This is a genomic window from Okeania hirsuta, from assembly GCF_003838195.1.
GTDB classification, from domain to species: Bacteria; Cyanobacteriota; Cyanobacteriia; order Cyanobacteriales; family Microcoleaceae; genus Okeania; species Okeania hirsuta.
Genome location: NZ_RCBY01000059.1, coordinates 23,980 through 36,294, shown reverse-complemented (window position 1 = coordinate 36,294; position 12,315 = coordinate 23,980). Strand labels below are relative to the sequence as shown.

The following is a 12,315-nucleotide window of genomic DNA, read 5'->3' as shown; positions in this document are numbered from 1 at the left end:
TATTGGATGGCAAAAATGCTGGGAATTATTGCTCTGTCTAGGTTAGAGTGATTTTTTCCCTTTATTTAGCGACAACTCTATTTATATTTGAAGAAGCAAGCTTTATAGAGGTTATTCAATTAGACTTGATATCAGGCATACTTTAAATTCTTAATTAGGGCTTGCTGATTAAATCTAAAAGCATTGACAGATAAAGATTTTAGCCTTTTTGGGGGCGAAAAAAGTACCTGGTTTTCAGCTCTTCACGCTCAAAAAGGAGCGTATTTTAGGCTCATAGTTGGGCAGAAAAATTTAGGGACAATTCTTACTCCTAACTTCCTCTAAATTTCCATTTCTCCTGTCTCCTGTCTCCTGTCTCCTGTCTCCTCCTCCATCAAAAAGACTTTATTCAGCAAACCCTAATTATTTTTACAATATCATAAAAAAACTTTTTGTCAATTAAAATCTTTTAAGTATAAAGATTTCAGACTGAATCTAACAAAAATTTGTCTAATCGTCAATTGTCAGCTATCATTTTTACTAACGAAGCAGCCAATTTCAAAAAAATTAGGCACTGATGGATCAAATAGATATAAGCAATAAATGCAGTATAAGAACATCAGATACTCAAGGTTCAGCTTCAGACGAACCTGATAGCTTAATTATTGTGCAGCTTAATAATAACAATAACCTGCAATCTAGTTGTCCCACGAACTATCAGGGAGGTGACACTAGCTGAACAGACCCGCAGCCACACAAGGGTCTCTAGACTACAAGGATGCCAGCAAATAACTCCTGTAATTTGATCAATACAATCAATACAACAAATAGTAATTAGTCATGGAGTAAAGTTCTATTATCCAAGACTGATGAACCTATTCAAACTAGTGGTCTGTAAAATTAATTCTGTCCATAGCTTTTTTCTAATTCCCTCATTTTTAAGGGTAGTTAGGGGGGATAAAACCCGTCAATAATATTTTGACAGACCACTAGGACATCCCAGATAAGGGCTGCGCCGACAAACTTTGTTTAGCATTAACAAAAAATAATTTCTGTTGAAAGTTTAACCAAATATAGAATCCTTTAAACTTATAAACTTAATTTTTGGCAATTAAGAGGAAATCAAGCAAATAAACAAAAATCTAGATAAATTAACAGATTTATTTTATGAATGTCAGCGAGCTTTTAAGTGCAAATGAACTATTAATTAGACACTCAAAGGGAGAAAGAGATTTTCCAGGAGCTAACCTAGTTGCAGTGAATTTAGGTGCAGCTAACCTGAATCGAAGTAATTTAAGTAATGCTAGTTTCAAAAATTCTTACCTAGCTAAAACTAAACTAATTGGAGCTAATCTAGTTGGTGCAGATTTTAGTAATGCTAACCTCTCTGAAGCTAAGTTAATTGAAGCTAATTTGAGCGCTACGAGCTTTACTAAAACCACTCTTATTGAAGCTGACTTAAGTGGAGTAATTCTGAGTGGGGCTATTTTTTCAGAAGCAGATTTAACAGAAGCTATTCTGATTGGCACTAGCATGGTCGGAACTTGTTTACTGAATGGCTCAAAACTGATTGAAGCCAACCTAACAGGAGCTACCCTCAGTCGTGCTATTCTCAGTGGCGCAGACTTAACTAAGGCCACTTTGAATCGGGCAATTATGAGTGAGGTAGATCTAAGTGGCACTATATTAAATCAGGCAAGTCTAATTCGAGTTTATCTACAACGAGGAAATCTCAGTGGTGCAAAATTAATCAAGGCAGATTTAATAGAAGCAACTTTGGTAGAGGCCAACCTTTGCGCTGCTCACTTAATTGAGGCAGACTTACAAGGAGCAAACCTGAGCAATGCTAATCTAAGTGGAGCAAATTTGAGTGGGGTTAATCTACAAGGAGCAAATCTTAGCAATACTAATCTCAATGGTGTTAATCTTGAACAAGCAGACCTGCGAGCTGTTGACTTGAAAAAAGCTAACTTAAGAGGTGCTAACTTGAAAGCGGCCAATCTCTCAGGAGCAAATTTATTGGAAGCTGATTTGCGAGGTGCTAATTTACAGAAAGCTAATCTTTACGGTTCCGGTTTATTGCTAGTATCTCTCAAAGGTGCTGATTTAAAAGAAGCTTGCCTGTGTGGTGCTAACTTGATTGGGTCTAGTTTAAATCTTTCTGCTCTTGAGGACGTTTGCTTAAAAGAAGCAATTATGCCAAATGGTTCAACTCACAGATAGAGTTAAATATAGATATAGATTTAGATTTATGGAGCAAGTCTAGCTAAAAAGCTAAATTCTCCAAAAGTGGTTACATGAATTACTCATAATTCAAAAATACAAAAGTTTTGTGATAAACTAATAAATTTAAGACTTTAATCGGGTGGAGGTATAACCGCGTAGAATGAAACAATTGGGAACCCATCTAGTCGTTGATGCCTGGCAGTCCCCTGCAGAACTGCTCAACGATTCTGAACGTATCCGTTGCTCTTTAATTGATGCAATTACAGCAGGAGGAGCAACCCTCATAGATTTATGTGTTCATCAGTTTAGTCCTCATGGAGTTACTGCGACGGCAACACTAGCAGAGTCTCATATTGCCATCCATACATGGCCTGAGTTAGGTTACTTTGCTGCTGACTTATTCTTTTGTGGTCATGGAAATCCGCATAAAGCTGTAGAGATTCTAGAAACAGCTCTCCAAGCTAAACAAATAAAATTGACTGAGATAAAGCGCGGTTTTGACCCTGGGATGGGAGTCCAAGATACTTCTACAAAAGATCGTAATGTCAACAGTTTTACCGAAAAACAGGCTTTAAAGCCTCGCCGTTTCAGGGCGACTTTGTGTTAAGCTTGGATTAGTACCTGACCCTCTACTTCGTAGGCTAGAGAAATCATTTGGAGGCAAAGAGTACGAGAAGGTCAAAACTAAGAACCTGTGGTGGCGAAGGCACAGTCAAAACAGCTAGAGAAACTAACAAAGTACCAACCATTTAATCAAACTCTATTTCTGGTAAAATCATTATGGTCGGATATCCGAGAACTGAGGCTAACCACCTGAACGACTGAGGACAGTCCCGCTTCTGGTTAACTACTGCGCGAGTAGAGAGAGTTAAGCCGTCTGAATATCCAGTAATCCCTGACGAGTCTGGGAGAAATCAACTCCCTGAAGTAAGTAGAGTATGTCAAACAAACGAGTTTAGCAAGAGGATGAACAACCAATATAAATTAATAATAACTAAATTACATATATGCTTGGTTTGAGTTAACAACCCCACGACTAAAGCCGTGGGATTATAATAATGTGTTTGAGTCTGTAACTTCTTAGGTGAGTATTGGTTATTGCAGTAGCGAAGCGGAGCATTATCGCTGATTTAAAATTGGACGAACAACCCAATACCCAGCACCAAATGCAGCAATTACAATCAAACAAATAGCAACTACTAACCAAATTCCATTGAGGTCAGATACTTGTGTGGAATTAGAAGTTTTGCTGTAGCTACTTATATCTGGTTCTTCTGTATATAGATACTCTGGAAAATCTGGATCTGCTTTTTTAGAGTCGGTAAATGGTAGAGAAGGTGAGGAAGATGATGTTTCAGGAGAATCTACTTCAAAATCAGAATTAAAAGAGTTATCTCTAAAAGTATCTACCTTAAGTTCAGAGTTGGGAAAAGAAGACATTTGAGGTTGAGTTACTAGCACAGAAGAATTTATAATTTCTTGTAGCTGTGTCGCAGAGTGAATCACTTTTTCAAATTCTCTTCTGAGTTTTTGATTTTGCTGGATTAACTGTTCATTATGAACTTTGAGTGATTCTAGCTTAATTTGAGTTGCTTGTAGTTCAGCAGTAGCTTCTCTATATACAGAAATAGGTATAGATGGAGAGTAGTTATTTTCGGAATTATGTCCCATCTGACTAGATGCGCTAATATTTTGCATTATTTTACTACTATGATATTTTTCAATAATTATGGGGGATAATTAGTGAAATTAGAGCAATAAAATATAAATTAGTCAAGTCACGATTAAAGAAAAGCATTTACTTCTACAAATTGTATTTCCAAATTGTTTAATTAATATCTATGAATTATTCTGAAACTAACCATGAACTTTCTCAAGAGTTTAATATGCAAGAAGCTAAATATGGAGAGCGGAATATATTAGAAGGAGAGTTAATTACTTTTCCTAATCCCCGTGTTGGACGACGTTATGAAATTAACATTACTTTACCAGAATTTACTTGTAAATGCCCTTTTTCTGGTTATCCAGATTTTGCCACAATTGACGTAAAATATGTTCCAAATGAACGAGTGGTGGAATTGAAAGCACTGAAATTGTATATTAATAGTTATCGCGACCGTTATATTTCCCATGAAGAATCAGTGAATCAAATTTTAGATGATTTGGTAGCTGCTTGTGACCCTTTAGAAGTAAAAATTAAAGCTAATTTTTATCCACGAGGAAATGTTCATACTACTATTGAAGTCGAACATTATAAAGAAAATTTAGATAAGTAATTACAGGGTAAGTATTCAGCTAGCTTGCGGTCAGCTTTGCTAATTAAGTTTTAATAAAAATCTATTAAACCGATAGTTAGTTGAGCTTTTAATGATGAGCTAAACTTTTTTAGTGTGCCAATTTTTAATGATTTTGTAAATTGGCGATCGCTGTATATTTAATTAGGGTCTGCTGAAAAAATTAGTTGGTGGGGGTAGGACACGGCGGCGCGGAGATGGGAGGAACAGGCAAAGGTTTCGGCTATTTTATGTGAAGAAATTTTCTTGAATTTCAGCAGAAAATTTCAGTATTTTGAGGGAAATAAGAGCCAATAACTAGGAGATAAGCTGAATATACAAAGCTCCATTACCGTCAGCTATCCTGACTTTTAGCTTTATTGAGCAAGCCCTAATTAGTTCAAAAAAATGAGCAATTCTGGGTATATTTTCACGTCAAACTAGACAAAAAATGGCTTATAAATATAGCATATAATATTTTTGCAAGAGGTGTACTATATTATATGCAGAAAAAAGTAACAGACAACAAAAATGAGGATTAACTTGATATTTACCGAATAATTAAGGTTTAAAACCTCTCCTTTAAAGGAGAAAAAAGCCGTGAGTCTTCGGAGCTTCCCGTAGGGTGGGATGGCGATCTTCGGAGCGGGTCTGTAAGAACGGGTCTCGGAGCCATATCCATGAGACCAAGAGAAGAAAAAAATTTCTCTACCGCATCAATTTTCTTCTTTTCAAACAGAGGTAATTATTAATTATTAATTATTAATTATTGAACTCTCCTCTTAGAACCAGAAAACTTGCTATAATAAAGGTTTTAGTTCATATCTTGAGGGTCAGTTTCAGCCTGAAAAACTGAGCTATCAATTAGTTCATCTGATGTAGTTTGATTGACTTTTTCTCCTGCTTCATCTTCTAAAAACGCATTAACAATTTGCTCATTTTCTAACTCTTCTAATTGACTAATTTTAATTTGATCGAGACGTGGGCCTTCGGCAGAAATAATAGTAAATTCAAGATTTTCATACCATAACTTTTCTCCAGCAGTAGGTATTTTTTGTAACTGATAAATCAAAAATCCTCCCAAAGTTTGATAATCTTCAGTTAGAGGTAAATCTAAATTCAATAGTTCATTAACTTCTTCTACACTTAACTGTGCTTGCACAATAAAAGTCTTATCGTCTAACATTTGTAGAGTAAATTCTTCAGTACCAGTTACTTCATAACTATTACCGCCGATAATTTCAGCAATCAAATCCTCTCGCGTAATTAACCCAGCAGTACCACCAAATTCATCTACTACTATTACCATTTCTGGGTGCTGACGACTGTTTGGAATTTGACGCATTCTTTGCATCAATGATAATAACTCGCTCAAATACATTTGTCCAGATACAAACCTTACAGGACGAATCCAAGGTATAATTAAAGTTTGTGAGGATAATAAACCTTTTGCTAAAGGTTGAGCCAATTCTTTGAAATCTATAATACCCTGAATGTCGTCTATGGACTCACCAATGACAGGATAACGAGAATGACCAGATACCTTAATTTCATCTAACAAATTTTTAAAAGTAGCCGTACTAGAGATAGCATCTATATTAGTGCGTTGAACCATGACTTCTAAAGCTGATACTTCCCCAAATTCAAAGACATTACTAAGTAATTGTCGTTCTTCTGCTTCTAAACCAGTTGATTCAGTAGAAGTAGAGATAATTAATTGTAATTCTTCAGGGGTAACAGGTGTTTTCCAGACACTGCCAGTGTATTTAATTCCTATCAGTCGTAATAACCAACGAGTAGATTGATTTAATACCCAAATAAATGGATTAAAGAAGCGAGAGATAGCTAGACTCAAAGGACCAAATAATCTCGATAATTTTTCTGAATATAATAGTGCTACTGATTTTGGGCATAATTCTCCTAGGACAATTTGCAGGTAAGCCAAAATAAAAAAGGTGACAATTGGGATAGCTAGGGAGTGAGCGATCGCTTGAGTAACATGAATAGGTAGGGGTAGTTTAACTATTGCAGATCTAACAATTACTGCCATAGTTCCTTCAGCAATCCAACCTAAAGCTAAACTAGACAAAGTAATACCTAACTGAGTGGTTGAGAGTAGTCTGTCTATATTTTTTTGAAGTTGTTGAACAATTTTCGCTTGAACATCACCTGCATCGACTAATTGATTAATGCGGGATCTACGCACAGAAACTATAGAAAATTCTGCCACCACAAAAAAGGCATTGATGATAATTAGCAGAAAGACTGACAAAAGTCGCGACATTATCTCTGTCGATGTCAGGATTTCTAAGCTTGGCATTTCTCCCAAACTTATTGCCATTGATTCTGCCTCAGACCTCTGAAAATTTTCATGTTTAATATTTAACAATTTATAGTTTATAAGGATATAGTCACATAAGACATATCCTTCGGATCGCAGGTGTTATCCTGACGCTCGTGAACTACAACACCCTCGCTTCCCATGGTCAAAGACAAAAGAGAGCTACTTTTCTCATAATATTCAAAGAACCGTTCACATAACTCATTAATTAATCCTTTGCTGGCAGTGCGATTGCATTCCTCTTTTTATTCTTTTTCCAGAAAAGGTGACATGATTTTTCTGACCTTTCTTGTACACTGGAATCAAATCATTATCTATAAAACTTGCTTTTGAGGTGTAAGATTATTCTGTAATAATTACATCTATCCCTACCATCTTGGCTTTATAAGATAACATTTCTATTAACCTGTTATAGGGAACACAGACAAAATTTTGATTATTTCTTTTCCCTAAATTTATCTTCTGTTTCCACTCTTAATTGTGCCCAATTATCAAAGTTCCTATTTTCTGATTAATTAGAGTATCAATAATCAAACGGGATGCAATACCCAAGATAATCGTTGATTTTAAATTCTCTTTTTAAGATCAGCTTTTTCAGTCTCAGACTCGATCTATTTTCCTGGAGTTGAGATTGTCAGAAGCTTTTAACTTTATTATAGTATTGATTGATAATAGATTTTAACGGTCTGCCATTTATCTAGAGTGGTTTGATTCCAGCTTGATTAAAAGTTAATGTAGCTAAGTTGTTTAATCCTATATAAATACTGGCACAACGATTTTTCTCTAGCTCGTATTGTTTTTCATTAGCTTTATAAATGACCTCTATTACATAATGATTAATTTTAGGGACCAGACGAACTTGTTTAATTTATGAAGTAGGTACTAATGTTTTTAGATCAATCCATGTTTTACTTGGATTAATAATTACTTGTTTAAGTTGCCTATGGCTGATGGCTTGTTTTGTATAAACTACAATATTTCTTCCCGTTATTTTATTTTTATATCCCCGAAGACGAGGACGAGCATTAAACTTTGATGGCTTGGTGTTTATAAACTTCGTTCGCTGCTAAAAAACTCTTCGGTGTTTCGATCTATTATCATCAAGATTTGTTGAGATACTTTAGCTGGCATTGCTTGATAGTCTCCTTGAGATTGTAGCTTCTTTTGCAAGTCCAAATAGTGACGATAAATATTTTCAAATATCAAAGACTGATGAACTAAATAATTAGCATGAGTTTAAGATATTTTTCGACAAGAAACACGGTCGGTCAATTTCAGGATAAAACCGATGATTTTTTTGAATCATAAGTCTCTCAAATAATCTGATAAATCAAGGGGTTAAAATTATATTAGGAGCCGAGCATTTATTAATCTTTAATTATGGTGATTTAGCCAGGGATTCTCAGCTACCTGCCGATTATACCATTAAACATAAAGCCTTTGAGTTATTAAATTTTTCAAATATTTAGTAGCTAGTGAGTACAATTTCACGAAGATATTTGACATTGTTTGACTACATAAGACTATATTTATGTACAACGTTTATTATACCATTAAATCTTGGGCAACTTCATTAGATTTCTTTGCTCTTCAAAGTTAAAATTTAACTTTGCTTTCTCTGACGATCGATTAGAGATAAATAAATTAACTTATGTGATAGATAACTTTTTTTATCTAACTAACAACCTACTCAAAAAAATATCTAATCCACTTAATCTATTTTGATTCTAGACATTTTTAAATCTAAATTTTGACCAGGATAATCTGTCAGTTCCAAGGAAAGTTCTTTGGCATTATCTAATAATGCAACTGGAATCGTAATAATACCATAATATCTTCTACCATTGGGTGGTAATTCTCCTGGTAAATCTTCTGTACTTGCGCTGAGAGACCTTCCCTGGTCATCTGTAACATTCAAAAAACTGTACAGAAATCTTACAGCTCGGTCTCCTTCATTTTTTAAATTGACATCTAAAACTAGAGAATTACCCCATCGACGAACATCATTAACTTCTAGAGCTACTCCAGCGTCACTACTCACAATTGGAAAACTTTGCTGGGATTGATTTTCTTGAGAAGACTTTGCTTTGGCTTGTTTGTTCTGGGAGTCTTTTTTAGTAGTTTTTTCTTCAATTACTCCACCATTTATGATAATATTTTTTACAGTGGTAATAATTTTTTCCTCTTCTAACAAGACTAATCCTTCTTTGCGATTTGAACTGTCTCTAGCACCTGCTAAATTATTAGTGGGACGAGTATCTGGTTGAGTAATTCCTTTTAAAGCTTCCCTTCCTAGCTTAAACCCCCAAGAAGCACTACCCAAACCTGCACCAAACATTAGGGTTAGTAAGCTTAGAGTTAGCACAATACTAGAATTCATAGTTTTTTTATTTCTTAGGCATAATATTGTTTTCTGTTATGATATACTATATTTTAGTATAAATTTAGAAATATTTATGTCCAAAAATTTAACTTAACTCCAGAAACTATGTTATGATATGTTAGGTTATCTAAGAAAAGTCCAAGCTAGCTTAATGTGACGATATAAAGGTAAACTTAGAAATAGGCGCCTTTGGCCGATTGGGGAGGCAGCGAGCTCATAATTCGCTTTCAGGCTGGTTCGATTCCAGCAGGGCGCATACAACTCTATCAAATTAATTCCTCGAAATATACTAAAATCTTTGCTGGTTAAAGGTTTTAGCATTTTATATCTTAAATGGAGCCAGAGGACTCCCGGTCTAATATCCGATTTACCGGGAAATAAATCGCGACCAAACAAAAAATAAGCACTCCATTCAGATAGAATTATCGGGACTGGTGGTGGTGCATAGTAATGGTAAAGGAAGCACCGGGAGTTTGGGGAGATGGGGAGTGTGGGAGATGAGGAGTGTGGGAGAAATTAAAAAATATGTATCCTACCATTACTATGCAGGACTATCTCGGGACTTAGGCAAATATAGATGGGCAGAGGCTTTTGCGTTAAAAAGACATAAATACTGAATTACTAAGGGTTCTAGCCATTTTTAAGGCATCGATGTAATTCCCTTGTCTAGACTGACTTTGACGCATTTTTCCTACTTGAAAATGCCTAAGTACTACTAACTTCTTTGTAAATCAGGAAAAAATCCATATCAGGACTTTGATATTTTTGACAGTGAAAATGGCTTCAAACTCAACAGTAGCAAAGAAAATACGTCAACAGGATAAAAATGGTTCTTTGGGTAGCATGACCCAGGAAAACCTAAGATATATCAAGAAATAGCCTATTTTAACGTTAAAGCATTACCCAGCAAGATTTTAAGGCTTTTTTTAAGGCGTTTTTTGCTAAAGTCCCGATATATAGCAGTCGAAGCAAAAGTTAGGACACTAGACAGTGCAAAGTTCTGGGAATAACTATTGCTAGTCAAGGGTTTCACGGACTCAAGGTTAAAAATTCTCCATTCACAGAGCGTAGGTGCTGTAAACCTTTCCCAGTAACACTTTCAATCTTGAGAGCCAACTGTTTTTTAGCAGAACTTTGTACTCTCCAGTTAGGACATATCAAAAGCTTAAAACTTAGACAACGCAAAATTTTTCCAACTTCTGTCCTTCCTTCTTTACTTCTGCTATGCAAGTATCAGCATTATTTATAATTACTATAATTATGAATTATTTAAACTTGTCCATGTCTTGAAGAAGTAGGTACAAATACTAAAATAATTAAAAATTATCAAAAATTCAATTAAACATTAGTTATTTAAAATAAAATTAGCAAAATTAGTTCAACATCCCTTTTTAAGGTGCAATTTAGGGCGAAAAAAGATGCAATCGCACCTCTATTTCCTACTCCTATATAAAAAGCTGAAAATCTTGATAGATAAACAATACAGCATTGATTGCTCAAAAGTAAAATTTAGTGTATTTTGGAATTAAGAATTTGGCTATGCCTAGAAGCTTAATAAAATGAATTGAGATAAATGAGATTGCAAAACAGAAATTGTAAATATAGGTAGAGTATATTAGTGGCAATCAAGCTCAGAAAAAAATTGTCACATTCCAACTCCCTAAAAGCGCACAAAATCTATCATTCCGGAATAAGCTACAACGAATACTCAAACCCTTGAAATTCCAAGAAAACTATACTGGATAGTACGGTGACATTTTTATCCTTCCTGTTTGTTGAGCCAATCATAATCATCAGCAACCCAAAAGCATTTTTCGACTCCCTACTCCCTAACCGAAAATAATTTTGTGGTCTACTTAAATAGACATCTCCAAAAATCATCAGGCACTTGCTATAACTATCTTTACTGAAGCGATCGCCAGCTCCTCCAGAGCGTCATTTTTTACGCGTTTTACAGTATTATGCCAACTTGATAAATGTTTACTACAAATAGCTAGCATATTTCTTAGGAGTCAGGAGTCAGGAATCAGGAGTCGTATGGGAATAGCTTTAATAGCAGTTTTTAAGTCTGAATTTATCTTTTTAGCCCAAGAGACATCTCCTATAAAGTATTTTAATTGCCCTGATTATTCGTAACATTCTTTTTTTTAATAGTATTATAGACAGTCATTGTTAATTATTAAACATTTTTATCTAGTTTTTTATTACTATATTAGACATCTCCAAAAATACTCAAAGGCCTATCCTAACTATCTTTAGTGGAGCGATAGCGTACGCTTAACCGGAGGTTATCGCCACTCATGAAGGTAGTTAATTTGTACAGTTTTATGGTTATCAGAGATACTTCGTGTTACTAATATAAATATTTATTGTACTTTTACGAAAGTTGATTCCTAATGTTTGAAAACTTGGTATTTGATGTAAATAAAATAACGTTAAAATTATTTCTTATTCCTGAGTTAAATTCTTTTTTCTTCCTCCATCTGCTGTAATTAATCTTTTTTCTGTTTTGGCGTTGGCGGAGCAAGTGCGGCAGCTACATCGCCTCTTTTTTTCTGATTCTATTATTTGGGCATTTTCTATTAATTTTATTAGCTGTTTGTCAGTAATAACAATAATTCTTTTTGTTGATGAGTGGATGGTTATAAATATATTCTAAAATTGGATTCATTTGGGATACTGCAGACATAAATGGTTTTGATGATTTTACCTGATTTTCTATTTTGGAGATATCTATTGCTCCTAGTAGCTGAAATGTTGGTACATGATGCAAATAATATAACGTCAAAATTATTTCTTCCCCCTTGCTTAAAGACTTTTTTCTTGCTCCTACTGCCTTGATTAATATTTTTTCTTGACTAGCGTTAGCGTTAGCGATGCGGAGCATTATCGCCTGTCTTTTTTTTATTCAACTTTTTGAGGATTTTCTATTAATTTTATTAGTTGTTTATCTGTAATACCAATAATTTTTTTTTGTTGATGAGTGGATGATTATAAATATATTCTAATACATTAGACTAATTGCCAAAAGTAATTATCTACTTAGGTAACACTTCAGTTATTAAGTAATTAAACTATCCTAATATTTTTTTTTGCTAATTTGAGCATATTTA

General features: G+C 34.5%; 8 protein-coding genes, 1 tRNA gene and 1 pseudogene. 4 read left to right on the top strand and 6 right to left on the bottom strand.

Annotation, left to right across the window (positions count from 1 at the left end; genetic code table 11):
- The first annotated feature begins 1,146 nt into the window (after nucleotides 1–1,146).
- Together D5R40_RS12380 and speD are read left to right on the top strand one after the other, a co-directional pair.
- Nucleotides 1,147–2,202, top strand: a complete 1,056-nt coding sequence (locus tag D5R40_RS12380) for a pentapeptide repeat-containing protein (protein ID WP_124147075.1) — start codon at nucleotides 1,147–1,149, stop codon at nucleotides 2,200–2,202.
- A 163-nt stretch (nucleotides 2,203–2,365) separates the two neighbouring features.
- Nucleotides 2,366–2,812 (top strand): adenosylmethionine decarboxylase, encoded by a 447-nt coding sequence (gene speD, locus D5R40_RS12375; protein ID WP_124147074.1) that lies wholly within the window; start codon nucleotides 2,366–2,368, stop codon nucleotides 2,810–2,812.
- Between the two features lie 512 nt (nucleotides 2,813–3,324).
- Here the strand turns inward: speD and D5R40_RS12370 are convergent.
- Entirely contained in the window at nucleotides 3,325–3,903 is a 579-nt protein-coding gene (locus tag D5R40_RS12370; RefSeq protein WP_124147073.1) for a hypothetical protein, read from the bottom strand.
- 143 nt (nucleotides 3,904–4,046) lie between these two features.
- Here D5R40_RS12370 and queF point away from each other — a divergent pair, with 143 nt between their 5' ends.
- On the top strand, nucleotides 4,047–4,481 hold the full coding sequence (queF, locus tag D5R40_RS12365; RefSeq protein ID WP_124147072.1) for a preQ(1) synthase: 435 nt from the start codon (nucleotides 4,047–4,049) through the stop codon (nucleotides 4,479–4,481).
- An 811-nt stretch (nucleotides 4,482–5,292) separates the two neighbouring features.
- Here the strand turns inward: queF and D5R40_RS12360 are convergent.
- The 4 genes from D5R40_RS12360 to D5R40_RS12350 form a co-directional block, all read right to left on the bottom strand.
- A complete protein-coding gene (locus D5R40_RS12360) occupies nucleotides 5,293–6,819 on the bottom strand; it encodes a hemolysin family protein (protein WP_240039160.1) in 1,527 nt (508 codons plus the stop codon).
- A gap of 342 nt (nucleotides 6,820–7,161) precedes the next feature.
- Complete coding sequence (locus D5R40_RS42590; protein ID WP_205127525.1) at nucleotides 7,162–7,278, bottom strand: hypothetical protein; 117 nt, start codon at nucleotides 7,276–7,278, stop codon at nucleotides 7,162–7,164.
- 588 nt (nucleotides 7,279–7,866) lie between these two features.
- Nucleotides 7,867–8,025, bottom strand: a complete 159-nt coding sequence (locus tag D5R40_RS37705; RefSeq protein WP_205127523.1) for a hypothetical protein — start codon at nucleotides 8,023–8,025, stop codon at nucleotides 7,867–7,869.
- Nucleotides 8,026–8,530: 505 nt separating this feature from the next.
- Nucleotides 8,531–9,199, bottom strand: a complete 669-nt coding sequence (locus D5R40_RS12350) for a hypothetical protein (RefSeq protein ID WP_124154709.1) — start codon at nucleotides 9,197–9,199, stop codon at nucleotides 8,531–8,533.
- A 186-nt stretch (nucleotides 9,200–9,385) separates the two neighbouring features.
- Here D5R40_RS12350 and D5R40_RS12345 point away from each other — a divergent pair.
- A tRNA-Ile gene (locus tag D5R40_RS12345) sits at nucleotides 9,386–9,458 on the top strand.
- Nucleotides 9,459–11,584: 2,126 nt separating this feature from the next.
- Here the strand turns inward: D5R40_RS12345 and D5R40_RS41985 are convergent.
- A pseudogene (locus D5R40_RS41985) lies at nucleotides 11,585–11,891 on the bottom strand (helix-turn-helix domain-containing protein); the annotation flags it as partial.
- Nucleotides 11,892–12,315: the final 424 nt, after the last annotated feature.